This is a genomic window from Serratia marcescens subsp. marcescens ATCC 13880, from assembly GCF_017299535.1.
Lineage (GTDB): Bacteria > Pseudomonadota > Gammaproteobacteria > Enterobacterales > Enterobacteriaceae > Serratia > Serratia marcescens.
The window spans coordinates 2,150,643-2,170,367 of the sequence record NZ_CP071238.1 but is presented as its reverse complement, the minus strand read 5'-3'; the positions used below and the strand labels follow the sequence as shown (position 1 = coordinate 2,170,367).

Annotated in this window: 19 protein-coding genes; 9 read left to right on the top strand and 10 right to left on the bottom strand. The window is 61.8% G+C overall.

The genetic code is table 11. From position 1 onward, the window contains the following. Positions 1-4: 4 nt before the first annotated feature. The 3 genes from J0F90_RS10450 to J0F90_RS10440 all read right to left on the bottom strand — a co-directional run bounded on the left by J0F90_RS10450 (position 5) and on the right by J0F90_RS10440 (position 3,003). Positions 5-1,006: a LacI family DNA-binding transcriptional regulator gene (locus J0F90_RS10450; RefSeq protein WP_033640568.1), complete on the bottom strand. Its 1,002-nt coding sequence runs from the start codon at positions 1,004-1,006 to the stop codon at positions 5-7. A gap of 69 nt (positions 1,007-1,075) precedes the next feature. Beyond that, positions 1,076-1,633 (bottom strand): HutD/Ves family protein, encoded by a 558-nt coding sequence (locus J0F90_RS10445; RefSeq protein ID WP_033640570.1) that lies wholly within the window; start codon positions 1,631-1,633, stop codon positions 1,076-1,078. Then, the gene (locus tag J0F90_RS10440; protein WP_033640572.1) at positions 1,633-3,003 is read right to left on the bottom strand and encodes a formimidoylglutamate deiminase; all 1,371 of its coding nucleotides are present in this window, start codon (positions 3,001-3,003) and stop codon (positions 1,633-1,635) included. The genes J0F90_RS10445 and J0F90_RS10440 overlap by 1 nt, the downstream gene beginning before the upstream one ends. A gap of 180 nt (positions 3,004-3,183) precedes the next feature. Here J0F90_RS10440 and hutC point away from each other — a divergent pair, with 180 nt between their 5' ends. The 4 genes from hutC (at position 3,184) to J0F90_RS10420 (ending at position 7,891) form a co-directional block, all read left to right on the top strand. Further along, positions 3,184-3,939, top strand: a complete 756-nt coding sequence (gene hutC, locus J0F90_RS10435; protein WP_028128056.1) for a histidine utilization transcriptional repressor HutC — start codon at positions 3,184-3,186, stop codon at positions 3,937-3,939. Positions 3,940-4,095: 156 nt separating this feature from the next. Further along, positions 4,096-5,319, top strand: a complete 1,224-nt coding sequence (hutI, locus tag J0F90_RS10430; protein WP_033640573.1) for an imidazolonepropionase — start codon at positions 4,096-4,098, stop codon at positions 5,317-5,319. Continuing rightward, positions 5,316-6,119, top strand: a complete 804-nt coding sequence (hutG, locus tag J0F90_RS10425; protein WP_016928031.1) for an N-formylglutamate deformylase — start codon at positions 5,316-5,318, stop codon at positions 6,117-6,119. The genes hutI and hutG overlap by 4 nt, the downstream gene beginning before the upstream one ends. A gap of 236 nt (positions 6,120-6,355) precedes the next feature. Next, positions 6,356-7,891, top strand: coding sequence for a serine hydrolase domain-containing protein (locus J0F90_RS10420; RefSeq protein ID WP_033640574.1), 1,536 nt, complete (start codon positions 6,356-6,358; stop codon positions 7,889-7,891). A gap of 3 nt (positions 7,892-7,894) precedes the next feature. Here the strand turns inward: J0F90_RS10420 and J0F90_RS10415 are convergent, their stop codons facing one another. After that, entirely contained in the window at positions 7,895-8,425 is a 531-nt protein-coding gene (locus J0F90_RS10415; RefSeq protein WP_033640575.1) for a chorismate mutase, read from the bottom strand. A gap of 114 nt (positions 8,426-8,539) precedes the next feature. Beyond that, positions 8,540-9,034 carry an anti-virulence regulator CigR family protein gene (locus tag J0F90_RS10410; protein WP_033640576.1) on the bottom strand — a complete coding sequence of 165 codons (495 nt, stop codon included), beginning with the start codon at positions 9,032-9,034 and terminating at the stop codon, positions 8,540-8,542. Positions 9,035-9,476: 442 nt separating this feature from the next. On the opposite strand from J0F90_RS10410, the gene J0F90_RS10405 reads away from it, so the two are divergent. Further along, a complete protein-coding gene (locus tag J0F90_RS10405) occupies positions 9,477-9,656 on the top strand; it encodes a hypothetical protein (protein WP_025160261.1) in 180 nt (59 codons plus the stop codon). A 54-nt stretch (positions 9,657-9,710) separates the two neighbouring features. Here the strand turns inward: J0F90_RS10405 and J0F90_RS10400 are convergent, their stop codons facing one another. From J0F90_RS10400 to J0F90_RS10380, 5 genes are all read right to left on the bottom strand, one after another. Continuing rightward, positions 9,711-10,592, bottom strand: coding sequence for a nucleoside-specific channel-forming protein Tsx (locus J0F90_RS10400; protein WP_004941293.1), 882 nt, complete (start codon positions 10,590-10,592; stop codon positions 9,711-9,713). A 362-nt stretch (positions 10,593-10,954) separates the two neighbouring features. Further along, on the bottom strand, positions 10,955-11,227 hold the full coding sequence (locus J0F90_RS10395; RefSeq protein ID WP_004941292.1) for a hypothetical protein: 273 nt from the start codon (positions 11,225-11,227) through the stop codon (positions 10,955-10,957). Between the two features lie 37 nt (positions 11,228-11,264). After that, positions 11,265-12,194: an aromatic amino acid DMT transporter YddG gene (yddG, locus tag J0F90_RS10390; protein WP_042705749.1), complete on the bottom strand. Its 930-nt coding sequence runs from the start codon at positions 12,192-12,194 to the stop codon at positions 11,265-11,267. A 91-nt stretch (positions 12,195-12,285) separates the two neighbouring features. After that, positions 12,286-13,656 carry an APC family permease gene (locus J0F90_RS10385; protein ID WP_016928039.1) on the bottom strand — a complete coding sequence of 457 codons (1,371 nt, stop codon included), beginning with the start codon at positions 13,654-13,656 and terminating at the stop codon, positions 12,286-12,288. A 308-nt stretch (positions 13,657-13,964) separates the two neighbouring features. Next, the gene (locus J0F90_RS10380; RefSeq protein ID WP_015377637.1) at positions 13,965-15,383 is read right to left on the bottom strand and encodes a glutamine synthetase family protein; all 1,419 of its coding nucleotides are present in this window, start codon (positions 15,381-15,383) and stop codon (positions 13,965-13,967) included. Between the two features lie 219 nt (positions 15,384-15,602). Here J0F90_RS10380 and puuD point away from each other — a divergent pair, with 219 nt between their 5' ends. Genes puuD through J0F90_RS10360 form a run of 4 tightly spaced genes read left to right on the top strand, consistent with a single transcriptional unit; the run spans position 15,603 to position 19,722 of the window. Then, positions 15,603-16,364: a gamma-glutamyl-gamma-aminobutyrate hydrolase gene (gene puuD, locus J0F90_RS10375; protein WP_033640577.1), complete on the top strand. Its 762-nt coding sequence runs from the start codon at positions 15,603-15,605 to the stop codon at positions 16,362-16,364. Then, the gene (gene puuR / locus J0F90_RS10370) at positions 16,361-16,918 is read left to right on the top strand and encodes an HTH-type transcriptional regulator PuuR (protein ID WP_016928041.1); all 558 of its coding nucleotides are present in this window, start codon (positions 16,361-16,363) and stop codon (positions 16,916-16,918) included. The genes puuD and puuR overlap by 4 nt, the downstream gene beginning before the upstream one ends. A gap of 15 nt (positions 16,919-16,933) precedes the next feature. Beyond that, entirely contained in the window at positions 16,934-18,430 is a 1,497-nt protein-coding gene (gene puuC, locus J0F90_RS10365; RefSeq protein ID WP_033640578.1) for an aldehyde dehydrogenase PuuC, read from the top strand. Between the two features lie 11 nt (positions 18,431-18,441). After that, the gene (locus J0F90_RS10360) at positions 18,442-19,722 is read left to right on the top strand and encodes an NAD(P)/FAD-dependent oxidoreductase (RefSeq protein WP_033633265.1); all 1,281 of its coding nucleotides are present in this window, start codon (positions 18,442-18,444) and stop codon (positions 19,720-19,722) included. Positions 19,723-19,725 lie beyond the last annotated feature (3 nt).

Below are 19,725 nucleotides of genomic sequence, written 5' to 3'. Positions count from 1 at the left end.
GCGGTTACAGCGAACCACGCGCCAACAGCGGGCAAGGCACTTTCACCGTATCACGCTGTTCCCGCTGCTCGATCACATGCAGCGCCGCAAGGCGACCCAGCGCATAGTGCGGCAATTGCACCGTCGTCAACGCCGGCAGGAACAGTTCGCCGATGCCAACCATGTTGTCGTAGCCCAGCACCGCCACCTGTTGCGGTATCCGCCATCCTTGCGCCAGCAATACCTGATACACCAGAAACGCTATCCGATCGTTCCCGCATACCACGACATCGCAATCGCGCCGTCCCGCAGAGAAATGCCGCGCCAGCAACGCGACGCAGTCGCGATAGCCTTGATCGCCGCCGCTCAGATCGAGATGATACTGCCGCAGTTGTTCAACATCGCGCCCCGCTTCGCGCCAGGCGCGCTCCAGACCGCGACGGCGCAGCCCCGCCGCCAGCGTATCCGCCGGTAAATGTAGGCACAGCGGCGAACGATAGCCTTTGGCGATCAGCGCGCGCGTGGCGTCATACTGCCCTTGCTCATCATCAGGAATGTAGCTGGCGATCGCGTGCGCCGGGCTGACGCAGTTGGCCAGCACCAGCCTTTTGTCCAACAGTTTGGCCGGCACATCCACCTGACGCAGCCCCATGGTGGTGAAGATCACGCCGTCCGGTCGATGCGCCAACAGCAGATCGACGGTCTGTTCAGCGTTGTCGTCGGCAAACAGGTTGACGACGAAGCTGTTCCAGCCGCGCTCACGCGCGGTTTTTTCAATCGACAGGATCATGTCCACCGAGAATGGCGTCGTGGCGGTGTCCAGCGCCAGCACGCCGAGCGTCTGTACGCGATTTCCGTCACCGCGAATACGCCGCGCCGACAGATCCGGCACGTAGTCCAACTCGTCGATCGCCTGTTTGACGCGGTGATAGGTTTCCGGCCGCAGCTTGCCGGGTTCATTGATGGCGCGGGACACCGTCATCAACGAGACTCCGGCAAGTTTTGCGACGTCTTTCAGCGAAGCCATGCGCCCTTCTTTATGATTAATGGGGAAAAGTGAATAATCCCATAACCGGGCGCAGGACTCTACTCTGCGTTAGCAGGCTGTGATGTTCGCCCACAGGATCGCGCCGTCGGCCGTCAGCGGCGTCACTTCGCCGCCCGCCGCCGTCCACCAGACACCCTCGCGCGCCCGCAGTTCGCCGCCCTCCGGCAGCGACCAAACGCCGCTCAGCACATACAGCACGCCCGCCCGGTTGGGTGACAGGGTGACGGGCGCCGTGCTGCGCCGCACCTCGGCCGCCTGCCGGCCGCGGCGTGTCATGATGTTGAAATCCTGACTGGCGCCGCCCAGTAGCGTCGCTTCCAGCGCCACGTCGCCGGAAAACGCGAACGGCTCCCCGACGCGCGCCAACTGATGGTCGATATGCCCGGCGCTGAACAGCCGCACGCCGTCGCCTTCCAGCAGGGTGATCGAACGATCGATGCCCGCAAAGGCGGAAAACGGCCCGTCCTGCGCGATGGTGGCGATGCTGGCGCGCCAGTCAAAATCCTGCGCGCCCGGCGGCCAGCTGACGATTTCACGGGTTTCCCCACCGCCGTTGCGCCACGGGCTGACCGGCAGCGCGGCGAAGTTAAAACGGGTCAGGCTCATTACGCCTCCTGCTGAAAGGTTTTCAGCACCTGCAGGAACTCGGCGCTGCTCTGCTGCTGCAGCGCGTGCCGCCCCTGCTCGATCACCTGCCGGCCGCCGACGAACACGTCGCGAATTTGCTCTTTGCCGCCGGCGAACAGCCAGCGATTGAGGATCGAGGCGTCCGGCGCCGCCGCCAGATACGGATCGTCGCCGTCCAGCACCAGCCAGTCGGCGCGATAGCCGCTCTGCAGCCGACCGATCGGCGCGCCGCACGCCTGCGCGCCGCCCTGCAGCGCCTGCAGGTACAGCACATCGCCCACCGCCGACTGTTCCGGTGTCGTCAGGCGATTGCGACGCTGATCGCGCAGCCGCTGGCCGTATTCAAACCAGCGCAGCTCTTCCACTACGTTGAGCGAAACGTGGCTGTCGGAACCGATGCCCCAGCGCCCCTGCTGCTGCAGGTAAGCGTCGCCGGGGAAAATGCCGTCGCCGAGGTTGGCTTCGGTGGTCAGACACAGGCCGGCCACCGCGCGGCTGCGCGCCAGCGCTTCCAGCTCGTCGCGATCCAGATGGGTGGCGTGCACCAGGCACCAGCGCTGATCCACCGGCAGATGGTCATACAGCCAGGCCACCGGGCGCTGCCCGCTCCACGCCAGACAGTCGTTCACCTCTTTTTGCTGCTCGGCGATATGAATATGCACCGGCAAGGTGCGATCCGACGCGGCCAAAATCTGCTGCATCTGCCCCAGCTCCACCGCACGCAGTGAGTGGAAACACAGCCCCTGATTCTGCAACGGGCGATCCGCCAGCTGACGGGCAATCACCTGCTGCTGATGCAGATAGTTTTCGGTGTCCTGGATAAACCGTTTCTGCCCCGGCTGGGCCGGCTGCGCGCCGAAACCGGCGTAGCTGTAAAGCACCGGCAGCATCGTCATGCCGATGCCGGCCTGATGCGCGGCCTCGCTGAGGCGGCCGGTCATCTCACCGCGATCGGCGTAAGGCTTGCCGTCGGCGTCGTGATGCAGGTAGTGGAATTCGGCCACCTGGGTGTATCCGCCCTTGAGCATTTCGATATACAGTTGACGGGCGACCACCTCCACCTGCTCGGGCGTCAGACGCTGCACCAAGCGGTACATCAGATCGCGCCAGGTCCAGAAGCTGTCCTGCGGGTTGCCCGCCACTTCCGCCAGCCCGGCCATCGCGCGCTGGAAAGCGTGGGAGTGCAGGTTCGGCATGCCCGGCACCGCGTCGCCGTGCAGCCGAATGCAGCCTTGCGGCTCAGCGTTGGCGGTAACTTGAGTCAGATAACCTTGCGCATCGACGTCCAGCCGGACGTTATGCGCCCAGCCCTCTGGGAGCAAAGCGCGTGGGGCAAAATAAGCAGGCATGGCAGTATTCCACGGTTAATGTAACGGCGAATAAGGCGCGGCGATGGCGCGTCTTAAGGAATTTTTGGCGGTCGCCGGCAAGTTTCTGGCGCGACGGCCACTAGTTGTATATACATATACATACGCCGACATCAACAGTAAACTGGTGTTATTATTTTTTTATTTGACGAGGTTAACGTCGTGGCTGAACAACAGACCGTGTTACAACTGGCGGCTGCAATGAGCGATGCCCCCGCCCCGATCTACCAACGGGTCAAACAGGCGATCGTGAATCAAATCCGTGCGGGGCATTGGCAACCGCACCAGCGCGTGCCCTCCGAAAGTGAACTGGTGGCGGAACTGGGCGTCAGCCGCATGACCATCAACCGCGCGCTGCGCGAGCTGACCAGCGAAGGTTTTTTGATTCGCATGCAGGGCGTCGGCACCTTCGTCGCCGAAGCCAAGGCGCATACCGCACTGCTGGAAGTGCACAACATCGCCGATGAGATCGCCGCGCGAGGTCATCACCACAGCAGTAAAATCCTCGAGCTGAAGGCCCGCCCGGCCAGCGAGGAAGAAGCGACGGCGCTGGGCATTCAGCCCGGCCAACGGCTGTTCTACTCCCAGATCGTGCATTACGAAAACGACGTGCCGGTGCAGGTGGAAGACCGCTGCGTCAACCCACTGGTGGCGCCGGATTACCTGAAGCAGGATTTCGACCGCGTCACGCCCTATACCTATCTGACGCAGGCCGCGCCGCTGACCGCCGGCGAACACATCGTCGAAGCGGTGATCCCCACCCGGCGCGAGCGCGAGCTGCTGCAGCTGGAGGACCACGAACCCGGCCTGCTGATCCATCGCCGCACCTGGTCCGGCAAAACCGTGGTCACCTCGGCCCGGCTGCTGTACCCCGGCAGCCGTTATCAACTGTTCGGCCGCTTCACCAGCGAAGTCTGATCCCCGGCGGGCGCCCCTGCGCCCGCATCTCCGCGGTCGATCACATCCTGATAACAAAATCTCTCCCGCCTCTTGTGACATCCCGGTGAATGCGTTAGGTTGTTTTTAATTGTATATACAACCATGTGGGAGCTACGGCTCCGGCGGAGGAAAGCAATGACGTCTGAGATTCACTGTGACAGCCTGTGGCACGGCGCCGATATCGTCACCATGCGCGACGGCAAATATCACACCTTGACCGACGGCGCGATCGCCGTGCGCGACGGCAAGATCGTCTGGATTGGCGAACATGCGGCGTTGCCGCCCGGCCTGATCGCGGACGAAACGGTGAAATTCGACGGCGGCATCGTCACCCCCGGCTTTGTTGACTGCCACACGCACCTGGTGTTCGGCGGCAACCGCAGCGGCGAGTTCGAACAGCGGCTGAACGGCGTAAGCTACGCCGACATCGCCGCACAGGGCGGCGGCATTATCTCCACCGTGAAAGCCACCCGCGAGGCCGACGAAGCGCTGCTGCTGGAGCAGGCGCTGTTCCGCCTGCGGCCGCTGCTGGCGGAAGGCGTCACCTGCGTGGAGATCAAGTCCGGCTATGGCCTCAGCCCGGAGAGCGAACTGAAAATGTTGCGGGTGGCGCGCAAGTTGGGCGAGCTGCTGCCGGTCGAGGTGAAAACCACCTGTCTGGCGGCCCATGCGCTGCCGCCGGAATACGCCAACCGCGCCGACGACTACATCAATTTGGTCTGCGACACCATCATCCCGCAGGCGGCGGCCGCCGGCCTGGCGGATGCGGTCGACGCCTTCTGCGAGCATCTGGCGTTCTCACCGGCGCAGGTGGAGCGAGTCTTCGCCGCCGCCGAAGCCGCCGGTTTGCCGGTCAAGCTGCACGCCGAGCAGCTCTCCGCCCTCGGCGGCAGCACGCTGGCGGCGCGCCACCACGCGCTCTCCGCCGACCACCTCGAATACGCCACCGAGCAAGACGCCCGCGCCATGGGCGACGCCGGCACCGTGGCGGTGCTGCTGCCGGGCGCCTACTACCTGCTGCGTGAAACTCAGTGCCCGCCGGTAGCGCTGTTCCGCAAGCACCACGTGCCGATGGCGATCGCCAGCGACGCCAACCCCGGCACCTCGCCGGCGCTGTCGCTGCGCCTGATGATCAACATGGCCTGCACGCTGTTCCGCCTGACGCCGGAAGAGGCGCTGGCGGGCGTCACCACCCACGCCGCCAAAGCGCTGGGGCTGCAGCACAGCCACGGCACGCTGGAAACCGGCAAGGTGGCGGACTTCGTTCACTGGCCGCTGTCGCGGCCGGCGGAACTGGCTTATTGGTTGGGCGGTCAACTGCCCTGTACGGTGATTTTCCGAGGAGAAGTACGTCAATGACCATTCGCGATCCTTTTAGCTTCCAGACCGGCAGCCTGCCGCTGCTGATCAGCATTCCGCACGCCGGCACGCAACTGACGCCGGCGGTCGAGGCCGGGCTGACCGACGACGCTCGCCCGCTGCCCGATACCGACTGGCACATTCCGCAGCTGTACGACTTCGCCCGGGCGATGGGCGCCAGCGTGCTGGTCGGCAACTATTCGCGCTTCGTCATCGATTTGAACCGCCCGGCGGACGACAAGCCGCTGTACACCACCGCCACCACCGGCCTGTATCCCGACGTGCTGTTCGACGGCCGCCCAAGCTTCCTGCCGGGCAAAGCGCCGACGGACGAAGAACGCGCCGCCTACCTGCAGCAAATTTGGCAACCTTATCATCAGCAGCTGCAGAACGAACTGGCGCGCCTCAAAGCGCGCCACGGCTATGCGCTGCTGTTCGACGCGCACTCCATCGCCTCAGTGATCCCGCGGCTGTTCGACGGCCAACTGCCGGATCTCAATCTCGGCACCAACGGCGGTGAAAGCTGCGCCCAGGCGCTGAGCGATCGGCTGGTCGCCTGCTGCGAGCAGCAACAGCAGTACACCCACGTGCTGAACGGTCGCTTTAAGGGCGGTTATATCACCCGCGCCTATGGTCAGCCGCAGCAACAACAGCATGCGATCCAGCTCGAACTGGCGCAGGTCAACTACATGTCCGAACAGTATCCTTTCGCGTTCGAGCCCCAGCGCGCCGCCTCGCTGCAGCGCCTGCTCAAGCAGATGATTGAAAGCCTGTTGGACGGCGCCGCCAGACTGAATTGATCCCCCTTAACAGGCGCCGCCGCGCGCCTGTTTTTCTCCCGCCTCTAACCGCAACGCCAGCAGCAATCTGCGCGCTATATCAAAGTTTCGCGTGATTCCCCGCTAACTGGTCTAAACAGCGCACAAAACAGCGGCCGACGAAAAACGTACTGCGCCACAATCAGCCCAAAAGCCCGCGCTCCGCGCCGGGCGGCGTGTGGCCAGCTGGCCCGTTTCGAATACTCTCTGGAGGCCCTATGTCTGTAACACCGTTAAACTGGCGCGCTGCCGGCGCCTTGGCCGAACAACTGCTGGCCGGCTGGCAACGGCATGGCGAACCCGGCGGCGCCATCACCCTGTTTGACGCCCAACAACGCCGCGCCACCGCCTGCGCCGGCCTGGCCGATCTGGCGCAGAACACCCCCTTCACCGCCGACAGCGTGGTGCGTTATGCTTCAGTGACCAAGCATATCTTCGCCGCGCTGGCGCTGAACGCCACCGATCGCGCCATTCGGCTGGAGCAACGTCTGGGTGAACTGCTCCCCGCCCTGCAGCCCGCGTTGGCGGACGTTACCGTCGGCCAGGCGCTGGACATGACCGGCGGCCTGCCCGACGTGCGCGAGACGCTCGGTCTGCTGGGCATATCGCTGCATGCCGTCAGCGAGGCGCAGCCGGTGATGCGGTTTGTCGAGGGGCTGGAGAAATTGAACTACGAAGCCGGCAGCGAGATCGCCTACAGCAATACCGGCTATCGGCTGCTGGAGGCCGCGCTGCGCAGCAAAGGGTATGATTTCGACCAACTGGTGCAACAGCACATCGCCCGGCCGCTGCAGGTGCAGATGCGGGCGCCGGAAAGCTGGTTCGATGTGGTGCCGGGATTGGTGCCGGGTTACTGGCGTGCGCCGCAGGGCTGGCAACACGCCAGCGCCGGCCTGCACCTTTCCGCCTCCGGCAGCCTGACCGGCAGCCTCAACGCCCTCACCCGCTGGCTGCAGACGCTGCTGGCCGACCAGGGTCCCGGCCAGGGCGTGCTGGCGCAACTCAGTGCACCGCGCCGTCTCAATCAGGGCCAGCTCAGCGCCTATGGCCTGGGTCTGGCGCAAACCCCGCTGGGCCGCCGCCGCTTGCTCGGCCACGGCGGTTCCCACGCCGGTTACAAAACCTATTTCCTGCTGGCGCCCGACCGTCAGGCCGGCGTCGCGCTGGTGGCCAATCGCGAAGACTGCGACAGTTTCGGGATGGCTTTGCAGGTGATGGCGGCGCTGCTCGGCGAACCGCTGCCGCAGCGCAGCACGGCGATCCCCGACGGCCTCTACGCCACGCTGGCGGAGCCGCACTGGCTGGAGGTCAAAGACGGCAACCTGGCCTATCTGGGCAGCGATGAACCGCTGTATCAGGGCGAGGACGGGTACGCCGTGTCGCTGTCCGCCCATATGCCGCTCAAATTGAAATGGACCGGTGAAGCGATCGAGGGCGAAGTCGGGCATGTGGCGCGCCGTTTTCTGCCGGTCACGGCCAACGGCGACTGCCTGAAGCATGTGCAGGGGCTGTGGTATCACCCGCACTATCGCACCGCCTTTGAAATTCGCGGCGATCGGGTGCATATTGGCGTCGGTCCGGCGGCGCAAACCGGCACGCTCAGCCCGCTCGGCCAGGGCCGCATGCTGGTGGAGTGCCAGGACGGCCCGTGGTTAAAACGCTTTTGCCTCTATTTCCGCGGTTACAACGTGGATCTCATCGCCAACCGCAGCCGGATGCTGACCTTCCGCCGCAGCACCGTCGGCCGCGACTGACGCTCAGCGTGCGCTGCCGGTTTTGACGGCCAGCAGCGCATCCGCCAGCCGCCGCTTGTCGGCGGCGCTGAGATTCACCTGATCCACCGACGCCATAAACGCCGCCCGATCCGCCTCGCCGAGCGGGCCGGCACGCAGCCGCTCCGCCAGGCGTTGCAATATCTGGCTGCTCAGTTGCGCGATCTGCGGGCGCACCTGCGCCAACGGCCGCGGCTGCCAGCCGGGCTCCGGGCTCGCCAGCCAGTCGGCACGATAGCGGTACTGAATCGCCTTGGCGGCGTCCATCTGCGCGGCGATAAAAGGCCGCACCGACGCCGGCTCCAGCCCCAAACGCCCCGCCTCCGCCTGCGCGCTGGCCAACACCTTCGCCTCCTGCGCCAGGTCTTCGATCGGTAAATGCTGCTGCGCCTTGTAACCGGCAACGTCTTTCATCAACGACAGCCGTTGGTTCACCAGCTCGCCGATGGCGGCAGCGCCGTCTGCCAACGCCGGAAAACTGGTCAAACAGCAGGCTATCAATAACGCCCTGAACATGGCGCCTCCCTTATGATGCAGTGAAAAGGTCAGGCCCAAAGTTCACCACGTCCGCCCCGCGCTGGCAAATAAAAAGGCCCCGCCGCAGCGAGGCCCGATAACGCCCGACAAACGTTAGTCGAAAACGCCATTGATCACGGAGGCCACAATCGCGGTGCTGAGTGCGACCAGCACCAGGTCGTCGCCGGCGATACGCCACTCATAACCTGGGTACTGCGGCAACTCACGCAGCATCGAGTAAGGCACCACTTTTTTGGCGATACCCGGCGGCAGCGGTTTACCGCGCGCCAGATTTTTGGCGATGCCCGGTGGCAGCGAGCTGTAGCCGGTCAGGCCATAGTTGTGCGCCAGCGAACGGGCGCGGTCGCGCGAGAGGCTGACGGAGACCAGATTATCGTCGTTCCTATAGCCGCCTTTATCTTTATTGCCTTTGTTGCCGTGATTGCCGTTGTTGCCATGGTTACCGTTATTGCCGTGATTGCCGCTGTTACCATGGCCGTTCCCGTTGCCGTTACCATTGCCGCCTTTGTCGGCCAAGGCCGGGGCGGATGACAACCCCAGCGATGCAATCAGCGCCAACACCGTGAGAGTCGTACGACGTTTGTTCATGTTGTGTATTCCTGCGTGGGTGACTCTGTTGACTATAGCTAGCCTTTTCCAGACAAAGTATAAGGAAAACTCCGAGATAACGGTGCGCTTTTACGGCATTCGCTTTCAAACCTTGTCTCAACGCAAAATGCCTCGAAAATGCCGATGCTTGTCTCAGATTTTTCTTGAAGAAAAATAAGCCTTACGCTAGCGTGGGAAGGTAACAAAAAAGAGTTAGCGTGCTCTTTTTCGTCGCACCTCAAATCTTATTCTTATCATCCATAATGATAATAGCGAACATTTCCCGCCTCTCCGTGCGGGATTCTTTTTCACACCGCTGTCGCCCCAATCTGGTGCTTTATGTTGAGATTTGGTTGCCGATAATTTACATTCGCTGTCTGAGAAACCTCAACCTCCCGCGGTGGCCAGGCTGGCAACGGGTGGGCGTTCAGGAGCAAAAGACGTGCAAATGACCCTCATGGAATACATCACTCGGCACTTTAATGGCGATCTTCATCGGTACGCGCAGTCGGAAGGCGTCAGCCGTGAACAAATCATTAGTTGGATAAATAATGAATGTCACGTGATCAAAGGCAGACTGTTTATGCCGGTGAAGCATCTCCCGGTTGAACAAGCCCAGTGATGACGAAAAAAAACCCCGCCAGGCGGGGTTTTCTGTTTCTGATAGCACGGAAAATCAGAAGTTATAGCCGACCACGAGGTAATAACCCCAACCGGTAGACTTGATCGGGCCCTGCGGGGTACCGATATCCGCGCCATCCTGCCACTGGCCGCCGTTATGGAAATAACGCGCCACGAAAGAATAGTGCCAGTGATCGTAGTTCAGCGCCAAAATGTGGCTGGAGGCGATCGAGTTGCTGGTGCGCACCTGTTTGCCGGTGCCGTCAACCCAATGGCTGTCCTTGCCCAAATCGGAACCGAAATCGAAGTTGGTGAAGCCGATATAGCTCAGATTGCCGCCCCACACCTGGGTCAGCGGCACGAAGTATTTCACCTTGAAGCGGTAGCCGTCCCAGCTGTTCTCGTTGGCAGCCTGGTAGTTTTCCCACTGGTATTTGGCATAGATGTTCATCGACAGGCTCATCGGCAGGCCGGTGTCGATATCGGTGCCCAGACCCATGTACCAGGTGTTTTGACGACCGTCGGCGTTGTGGCCCAGGTCATAGATGTAGTTGTTGGCAAAGTACCACTCTTTGAACGGACCGAAGCTCAGATCGGTGCCGGTCAGCTTGTCGATGGAGAAGCGCGGTTCAATCTCCATAAACAGCGGGGAGCCTTTGTCCCAGATGCCGCGATCCGGGGTATTGCCCACGCCGAAGAACTTCGGCACGTCAACGTAACCGTAGAAGTCGAACCAGTCTTTCTTGGCGAAGGCTTCGTATTCGAGATACACGTCGTTATTCAGCTGCGGTCCGAAACGGGTGTGGTAGCTGCCCACCACGTTAACGCTCTGGTGCCACCAGTCGGAGACATATTGACTGTCTTTGCTATCAGCCATTGATGATGCACTGTAAGACGCTGCGAGCAGTACACCTGCTGCGAGAGCTATTTTTTTCATTTTATTACCACATGCTTAAAGGGCCATTTCCTGCCCGTTTAGAAAAGATGACAATGAGTCTGCCGACACCTGGCGTTGTCTTCACACAGAAACTCGGATGACGCGCGCATTATAGAAACCACTGACTGTAAGAATCTGTGATCCAGTTACGCATTTCGCGAATAGGTAATCGATTGCGTTCACATTTGTCAAATTATGTTTCATACAAATTCACATTCGCTGTGATTTTTGTCATGCACCGCGTCTTTTAGCGCAGTTTTTGAGCCAAATGACATCAGGGCGTGATCACGCCCTGGAAAAGAAAAAGCCGACGCGCCAGCGTCGGCCTTCATCAGAATCAGGAGAAAGTGCGGAACGTAAAATCAGTTCACCGCCGGCACCGCTTTGGCGATGTTTTCCTGGCGGAACGCCACCTCTTCGCCGTTTTTCACCTCCCAACTGGCGACCGGGATATCGGTCTTGGGCGCCGCCGCGACGACCGAGCCGTAAATCAGCTTGTCGTCGCGGCGCAAAATATAAACGTCGAGCTGATATTCATGTCGCAAATTCGCCGTAGTCAGGCGAACGGTATCACCGCGCTCATAGTGATGCACGTCGATTTCAGGCTGTTGAATAAATTGAATGTCGCTTCTCATCGTCGTCGTTCCTTCAGGCAACATGGCTAGTTAAATTCTAGTTCAACATTGCGACGACAGCGGATAATTTCCGATAATTTCCGCGAGTTGCCCGCCAACAGATCAGCGAGCCGAGTGTGACCATCGCTACGCCCTGCCAGAAACTGGCGGTCAGCGAGGTGTGCAGCACCAGCGCGGCGAACACCGCCGAGAGCACCGGGGTAAAATAGGAGACGGTCGCCAGCAGCGTCATGTTGCCGCGCAGAATGCCGACGTTCCAGGCGGCATACCCCGCCCCCATCGCCACCCCGGCGCACAGCAGCGTCACGGTCACGCCGGCGCTGAACTGCATGCCGCTTTCCGCGCTGAAGGCGTACTTCAGCCACAGCGCCAGTGCGGTCAGCACGATAAACAGCACCACGCCGTTGCTGCCCTGGGCGATCTTCTTGGTCAGGTTGCAATACAGCGCCCAAATCACCGCGCCGCTGAAGGCCAGCGCGTAGCTGAGCGGGTTGCTGCGCACGTTGGCCAGCATCTGCGCCGGTGACCAGCCGCCCTCGCCGCTCATGATCCAGCCGATGCCGAACAGCGACAGCAGCAGCCCCGGCAGCAGCCACCATTTCGCCTTTTGGCCGTTGATCGCCAGCGCCATCAGCACGGTGAAACAGGGCCACAGGTAGTTGATCATGCCCACTTCTATCGCCTGCAGGCGGGTATTGGCGTAGCCGAGCGACAGCGACAGACAGATCTCGTAACTGACGAACAGCAGGCTGCCGACGATGAGATAAGGCCGCGGAAAGCTGCGCCATTTCGGCACGCCGAGCGCCACCAGCAAAAACACCGCGCTGACGCTGTAGATCATCGCCGCACCGCCGATCGGCCCCAGCCCTTCGCTGACGCTGCGAATCAGGCCGACCACGCTGCTCCACAGCACAATGGCCAATAAACCGAACAACGTGGCGCGGGTACGCGAGGGCAAAGCGGGCATAAGGCAGGTCCAATAGGTTATTTTTTATCAGGTTTTTCACTCTACTGCCGCACGTGCCAAAAAGAAAGGCGGGAAACTCCCGCCTGTGAATTTATTGCTGCGGTTGCCGCTCCAACTGCGGCGGCGGCTGGCGAAAGCGTCGGGTCAGCCAGGCCAAATAGCCGAAGCCCAGCGTCGCCCAGATAAGCCCCATGGTCAGCGAGCTTTTCTCCAGGTTCAGCCACAGCACCCCCACCGTCAGCGCCCCCACCAACGGCAGGAACAGGAAGTTGAAGCGATCCTTCCAGCTTTTGTTGCGCCCTTCGCGAATAAAGAAGTGGCTGATCACCGACAGGTTAACGAAGGTAAAGGCCACCAGCGCGCCAAAGTTGATCAGCGCCGTGGCGGTCACCAGATCGAACGACAGCGCCGACAACGCCACCAGCCCGACCATCAGTACGTTCAGCGCCGGCGTGCGCCATTTGGGGTGGATATAGCCGAAGAATTTCTCCGGGAACACATTGTCACGCCCCATCACGTACAGCAGGCGCGACACGCTGGCGTGCGACGCCAGGCCGGAGGCCAGCGTATTGATAAAGGTCACGCACAGGAAGATCGATTGGAACAGCTTGCCGCCGACGTACAGCGCAATCTCCGGCAGTGCGGCGTCGGGCTGGTGAAAGCGTTGAATGGTCGGGAAAAACAGCTGGATAAAGAACGACACGCTGATAAAGATCACCCCGCCGTACAGCGCGGTCAGGAAGATGGCGCGCGGGATCACCTTGGCGGCGTCGGGCGTCTCCTCGCACAGCGTGGTGACCGCGTCAAAACCGAGGAACGAGAAGCACAGGATGGTCGCGCCGGTAATGATCGGCAGCAGGTGCGCATTCTCGCTGAGGAACGGCCGCAGGCTCCACACCGTGCCCATCCCCTCGCCGTTGTGCAGGCCACGCACCACCAGGTAGATAAATACCAGAATGATCGCCACCTGCGCCAGCACGAACAGGGTGTTGAAGTTGGCCACCAGATTGACGCTTTTCAGGTTGATGGCGGTAATCAGGATCACGAAGCCCACCACCCACACCCAGGGTGGCACTTCCGGAAACAGCGCGGTCAGGTAAATCTTCGCCAGCAGCGTATTGATCATCGGCAGGAACAGATAATCAAGCAGCGATGACCACCCCACCAGAAAACCGACGTGCGGGTTAATCGCCTTCTGCGCATAGGTGTAGGCGGAACCGGCGGTGGGAAACTGGCGCACCAGTTTGCCGTAGCTGATGGCGGTGAACAACACGCCGGCCAGCGCCAGCAGATAGGAGGTCGGCACATGGCCGTCGGTAAGGCCAGAGACGATGCCGAAGGTATCGAACACCGTCATCGGCGTCAGATAGGCCAGGCCCATCATCACCACCTGCCACAGCTTGAGGGATTTGCGCAGTTGCGGTTTGCCCGCCGGACCGCCGTCGATGGTTTTAATCGTCATGGCGTTTCCCCTTTTGGTCCTCTGCTGTCAACCGTGCAACGTCATTCAGAGAGGCCGCGGGGAAACTGCTGCTGAGGCGGCGGGGAAAGCGGGTTGGGGTCACTGTCGGGCGGCCGGCGACCGGCCCGTAGGCACTGCGGCACAGGCAAACGTCTGCGCATGGGAATGGCTGAGTCATGGTTATTTCCTCGTCGGCGTCCTGTACGCCGTGATAGAAGAAATGCTGTACCGCAGCGCGCAGCCTCACGGGCTACAGGAGAGCCGATGAAATGCGCCGGGCGCGCGCGGTAGTCGTTGAGTGAGCGGGATCAGGCGTTTTTCAGCATCCACTCGATTTCGGTTTCGGTGATCAGGCGCTCGAACTGCACCAGCTCGTCGGTTTTGCAGGCCAGGTAGACATGGCTGAAGCGTTCGCCCAGCAACGCATTGAGCACCGGCTGATGTTCGAACTCGTACAGCGCGTCGCTCTGGCGGATCGGGAACGGCAGCCCGTCCTGCTCCAGCCCGTTGCCGGTCACCGGCTCAGGCAGCGGCAATGCGGTTTCCAGGCCGTAGACGATGCCGGCCAGAATGGTCGCCATCACCAGATACGGGTTGGCGTCGGCGCCCGCCACGCGATACTCCACGCGGTGGTTGTCGCGATCGCCGCAGGGAATGCGCAGCGCCACGGTGCGGTTGTTATGCCCCCAGGAAGCCTGGGTCGGCACATACATGCCGGGCTGGAAACGGCGATAGGCGTTGACATTCGGCGCCAGCAGCGCCATCGAGGACGGCATCAGGGCGATCATGCCCGCCAGCGCCTGTTTCAGCAGCGCCGAATCCTCGCCGTCGTCGTCGGCGAACACATTGTCGCCTTGCGCATTCAGCATGCTGATGTGCACGTGCATGCCGCTGCCGGCGTGCTCTTCATACGGCTTGGCCATAAAGGTGGCCTGCATGTTGTGGTTCTCGGCCACCATGCGCACCAGCCGTTTCAGCGCCAGCGCATGGTCGCAGGCCTGCAGCACATCATCGGTATGGTGCAGGTTGACTTCGAACTGCCCCGGCGACGCCTCCGCCACCGCGCCGTCCGCCGGAATGCCCTGCAAACGCGCCAGCTCGTCGATTTCGCTCAGCACGTCGGCGAAATGGTTCAGGTTATCGACGGAGTACACCTGGCTTTGGGTGTTGCGCTCCTGGGTTCCCGGCGCGCACGGCGGCTGCAGATAGCCTTCCGCGTCGCGTTGACGATCGATGAGATAGAACTCCAACTCTACCGCTACCACGGGGGAAAGCCCGCGCTGACGCAAACGCTGCCATACTCGGTTCAGCACATTGCGCGGTTCAACGTCAAAGGGAGTGCCATCTTCATCCAGCATGGTGAGCAGCACCTGCGCGATATATTGCGGGTCCGCCGCCGACGGCGTCAGCGTGCCCGGCACCGGCACGCACACGTGATCCGGCTCGCCCAACTCCTGCCCCAGCCCGGCCTCTTCCACCACGTTGCCGAGAATATCCATCGCAAATACCGACGCCGGGAAGTAACAGCCCTTCTCCAGTTTGTTCAGGCCGCCGACCGGGATGCGTTTGCCGCGGAAGCTGCCGTTCAGATCGGTCAACAGTACGTCGACATGTTGGGTTAACGGATAACGTTCCAAATACTTCTTCACTTCGCGCTGGAACGCGCTACTTCGTCTCTCTTCACTGTGCTGAACAAAGTTTTCCACTTCTACGATGTTGGTCTGCATGGTTCACCCGCCGTTTGTGTTTTGCTGTCGTCGATGTTTATTGACCGTATTGTTCAATATAATGCCCACAAATGAAACGTAGATGAAACAAATTTGTTTTGCAAGTGTTACTTTTGGTTTGAATATTGCCCAATCGACTGCTAGATTTATAGAATATTGAACGAAATCGGCGGTGGAGAAGCTTATCGTTCATAATTTCGAACGTACCAAGGGGATAGCATGGACAATATATTTAACAGACCAGTCATTGGCGTCGTCATGTGCAGGTATAGGTTAAACGGGCACCTCACACAGACCTTGCAAGAAAAGTACCTGAATGCCGTTATCACCGCCGGCGGCTTGCCGATCGCCCTGCCGCACGCGCTGGCGGAGCCGGAAATGCTGGCGGAACTGCTGCCGCGCCTCGACGGCATTTTGCTGCCGGGCAGCCCCAGTAATGTGCAGCCGCACCTTTATGGTGAAAACGGCGATGAGCCTGACGCCGATCCTGGCCGAGACGCGTTGAGCCTGGCGCTGATCCGCCAGGCATTCGACAGGCGCATTCCCCTTTTCGCCATTTGCCGCGGCATGCAGGAAATGGTGGTCGCCACTCAAGGCACCCTGCATCGCCGCCTGTATGAACTGCCCGAGCTGCTGGAGCATCGTGAAGATCACGACCTGCCGCTGGAACAGCAATACGCCCCCGCCCACGAGGTCATCGTTCAGGAAGGGGGGCTGCTTTCGCAACTGATACCGGATTGCAACAGATTCTGGGTGAACTCGCTGCACGGCCAGGGCGCCAAAAACCTGGGCGCGAGCGTGCGCATCGAGGCGCACGCCGCTGACGGGCTGGTGGAGGCGATCAGCGTGCGCGATCAGCCCTTCGCGCTCGGCGTGCAGTGGCACCCGGAGTGGAACAGCGACGAGTACGCCCTGTCGCGCCTGTTGTTTGATGGTTTCATCACCGCCTGTCGGAACTATCAAAAGGAAAAACGCCCATGAGCGACGTCAGCTTGGCACCGGGAAAACGTCTGTCGCAGATCCGTCAACAATTAGGGTTGTCGCAGCGCCGGGTCGCCGAACTGTCTGGGTTAACCCACAGCGCCATCAGTACTATCGAGCAAGACAAGGTCAGCCCGGCCATCAGCACGCTGCAAAAGCTGCTGACGGTGTACGGTCTGTCGCTGTCGGCGTTTTTCGCCGAGCCGGAAAAACCGGCTGAGCCGCAGATCGTGATAGACAGCGACGACCTGATCGAAATCGGCAGCCAGGGCGTTTCGATGAAGCTGATCCACAACGGCGACCCGAACCGCACGCTGGCGATGATGATCGAGACCTACGAACCGGGCACCACCACCGGCGAGCGCATCAAACACCAAGGGGAAGAGATCGGCACGCTGCTGGAAGGCGAAGTGGTGCTGCAGGTCAATGGCCAGAGCTATCACCTGCTGGCCGGGCAGAGCTACGCCATCAATACCGGTATTCCCCACAGTTTCAGCAACACGTCGGCGCGCATTTGCCGGATTATCAGCGCCCATACGCCGACGACATTCTGATCAACGGAGCCAGGCATGAACTTTCACCATTTGCAGTATTGGCAACAACGGGCGCAGACCCTGAAGATTGAGCACCAGCTGTTTATCGACGGCCGCTACCAGCCGGCCGCCGCGGGGAAACGTTTCGCCGCCGAAGATCCCGCCGGTCGCCGTGAGCTGGCGCAGGTCGCGCGCGGCGAAGCCGCCGACATCGATCGGGCGGTCAGCGCGGCGCGCGCCGCCTTTGAACGCGGCGACTGGGCCCAGGCCGCCCCGGCGCAGCGCAAAACCACGCTGCTGCGCTTCGCCGATCTGATGGAACAGCATCATGAAGAGCTGGCTCTGCTGGAAACGCTGGACACCGGCAAACCGATTCGTCACAGCCTGCGCGACGACGTGCCGGGCGCCATCCGCTGCATCCGCTGGTACGCCGAAGCGATCGATAAGGTGTACGGCGAAATCGCCCCCACCGGTCGCGAGGCGCTGGCGCTGATCGAGCGCGAGCCGATCGGCGTGGTCGGCGCCATCGTACCCTGGAACTTCCCGCTGCTGCTGGCCTGCTGGAAGCTCGGCCCGGCGCTGGCCGCCGGCAACAGCGTGGTGCTCAAACCCTCCGAAAAGTCGCCGCTGAGCGCCATCCTGCTCGGCAAATTGGCGCAACAGGCCGGGCTGCCGGACGGCGTGCTGAACGTGGTGCCCGGCTATGGCCACGACGCCGGCAAGGCGCTGGCGCTGCACCGCGACGTCGACGCCCTCACCTTTACCGGCTCTACGCTGGTGGCGAAACAGCTGATGATTTACGCCGGCGAATCGAACATGAAGCGCGTCTGGCTGGAGGCCGGCGGCAAAAGCGCCAACATCGTCTTCGCCGACTGCCCGGATCTGGATCAGGCCGCCCGCTGCGCCGCCGCCGGCATCTTCTATAATCAGGGGCAGGTATGCATCGCCGGCACTCGCCTGCTGGTCGAAGCGAGCATTGAGCAAGCGTTCCTGCAGGCGCTGCGCAAACACGCGGCGACCTTCATGCCCGGCGATCCGCTCGATCCCGACACGGTGATGGGCACGCTGATCGACAGCGGCCACTGCGAGAAAGTGGCCGGCTATATCGATCGGGGGCTGAGCCAGGGCGCCGCGCTATTCCTCGACGGGCGCGACCATCCGCAGGGCGACCACGCCGGCTATCTGGGGCCGACCATCCTCACCCAGGTGGACAATGCCATGAGCGTGGCGCGCGATGAAATCTTCGGCCCGGTGTTGGCGGTGACCACCTTCGACGACGAGCAACAGGCGCTGCAGCTGGCCAACGACAGCGACTACGGCCTCGGCGCCGCGGTCTGGACCCGCGATCTGGCGCGCGCGCACCGCATGGCGCGCCAACTGAAGGCCGGCACGGTGTTCGTCAACAACTACAACGACGGCGATATGACCGTGCCGTTCGGCGGCTACAAGCAGAGCGGCAACGGCCGCGACAAATCGCTGCATGCGCTGGACAAATTCACCGAATTGAAAACCACCTGGATCTCGCTGGAATAAGGGCTTATATCATGACTGAACACGTAAAAAGCTATTATGCGGCCACGGCCAACGCACATCAGCCCTATCCGCAACTGAATGAATCGATCGAATGCGACGTCTGCGTGATCGGCGGCGGTTATACCGGCCTCTCCTCCGCGCTGTTCCTGGTGGAAGCCGGTTACGACGTAGTGGTGCTGGAAGCGGCGCGCATCGGTTTCGGCGCCAGCGGCCGCAACGGCGGCCAGTTGGTCAACTCTTACAGCCGCGACATCGATGTGATTGAAGAGCGTTATGGCGCGGAAAGCGCCCGCCTGCTCGGCAGCATGATGTTCGAAGGCGCGGAGATCATTCGCAGCCGCATCAGCCGCTACGCTATCGACTGCGACTACCGTCCCGGCGGCATCTTCGCCGCCCTGAACAACAAGCAGTTTCATGCGCTGATCGAGCAAAAGCGCAACTGGGAGCGCTACGGCAATACCCAGCTCGAGCTGCTCGATGCGGATCGGGTGCGCCAGGAGGTCGCCAGCGATCGCTACGTCGGCGCGCTGCTCGATCACAGCGGCGGTCACATCCATCCGCTTAATCTGGCGCTGGGCGAGGCCGAGGCGATCCGCCTGCAGGGCGGGCGCATCTTCGAGCAATCGGCGGTGACGAACATTCGCCACGGCGAACCGGCGCTCATCAGCACCGCCAATGGCCAGGTGAAGGCGCGTTTCGTCATCGTCGCCGGCAACGCCTATCTGGGCGATAAGCTGGAGCCGCGGCTGGCCAAGCGCAGCATGCCGTGCGGCACTCAGGTGGTGACCACTGAACCGCTGGCGCCGGAGATCGCGCAGGCGCTGATCCCGCAGAACTACTGCGTGGAGGACTGCAACTACCTGCTGGATTACTACCGCATCACCGCCGATCATCGTCTGCTGTACGGCGGCGGCGTGGTGTACGGCGCGCGCGATCCGGACGACATCGACAACCTGATCCGGCCGAAGCTGCTGAAGACCTTCCCGCAGCTGAAAGGGGTGCGTATCGACTATCGTTGGACCGGCAACTTCCTGCTGACGCTGTCGCGCATGCCGCAGTTCGGCCGGCTGGAGAATAACGTGTACTACATGCAGGGGTACAGCGGCCACGGCGTGACCTGCACCCATCTGGCGGGCAAGCTGATCGCCGAGCTGATGCGCGGCGACGCCGAACGCTTCGACGCCTTCGCTAAGCTGCCGCACCTGCCGTTCTTCGGCGGACGCAATCTGCAGATCCCGTTCACCGCCATCGGCGCGGCCTACTACACGCTGCGCGACCGCATCGGCGTCTAAAAA

Excerpts from the sequence above, each read along its gene's own strand:
- J0F90_RS10410 (WP_033640576.1), bottom strand. The coding sequence starts at position 9,034 with ATGAACAAACGTCGTACGACTCTCACGGTGTTGGCGCTGATTGCATCG.
- J0F90_RS10385 (WP_016928039.1), bottom strand. The coding sequence starts at position 13,656 with ATGACGATTAAAACCATCGACGGCGGTCCGGCGGGCAAACCGCAACTG.
- J0F90_RS10445 (WP_033640570.1), bottom strand. The coding sequence starts at position 1,633 with ATGAGCCTGACCCGTTTTAACTTCGCCGCGCTGCCGGTCAGCCCGTGG.
- J0F90_RS10420 (WP_033640574.1), top strand. The coding sequence starts at position 6,356 with ATGTCTGTAACACCGTTAAACTGGCGCGCTGCCGGCGCCTTGGCCGAA.
- J0F90_RS10380 (WP_015377637.1), bottom strand. The coding sequence starts at position 15,383 with ATGCAGACCAACATCGTAGAAGTGGAAAACTTTGTTCAGCACAGTGAA.
- J0F90_RS10440 (WP_033640572.1), bottom strand. The coding sequence starts at position 3,003 with ATGCCTGCTTATTTTGCCCCACGCGCTTTGCTCCCAGAGGGCTGGGCG.
- hutI (WP_033640573.1), top strand. The coding sequence starts at position 4,096 with ATGACGTCTGAGATTCACTGTGACAGCCTGTGGCACGGCGCCGATATC.
- hutG (WP_016928031.1), top strand. The coding sequence starts at position 5,316 with ATGACCATTCGCGATCCTTTTAGCTTCCAGACCGGCAGCCTGCCGCTG.
- puuC (WP_033640578.1), top strand. The coding sequence starts at position 16,934 with ATGAACTTTCACCATTTGCAGTATTGGCAACAACGGGCGCAGACCCTG.
- J0F90_RS10450 (WP_033640568.1), bottom strand. The coding sequence starts at position 1,006 with ATGGCTTCGCTGAAAGACGTCGCAAAACTTGCCGGAGTCTCGTTGATG.
- J0F90_RS10415 (WP_033640575.1), bottom strand. The coding sequence starts at position 8,425 with ATGTTCAGGGCGTTATTGATAGCCTGCTGTTTGACCAGTTTTCCGGCG.
- puuR (WP_016928041.1), top strand. The coding sequence starts at position 16,361 with ATGAGCGACGTCAGCTTGGCACCGGGAAAACGTCTGTCGCAGATCCGT.
- puuD (WP_033640577.1), top strand. The coding sequence starts at position 15,603 with ATGGACAATATATTTAACAGACCAGTCATTGGCGTCGTCATGTGCAGG.
- J0F90_RS10400 (WP_004941293.1), bottom strand. The coding sequence starts at position 10,592 with ATGAAAAAAATAGCTCTCGCAGCAGGTGTACTGCTCGCAGCGTCTTAC.
- yddG (WP_042705749.1), bottom strand. The coding sequence starts at position 12,194 with ATGCCCGCTTTGCCCTCGCGTACCCGCGCCACGTTGTTCGGTTTATTG.
- J0F90_RS10395 (WP_004941292.1), bottom strand. The coding sequence starts at position 11,227 with ATGAGAAGCGACATTCAATTTATTCAACAGCCTGAAATCGACGTGCAT.
- J0F90_RS10360 (WP_033633265.1), top strand. The coding sequence starts at position 18,442 with ATGACTGAACACGTAAAAAGCTATTATGCGGCCACGGCCAACGCACAT.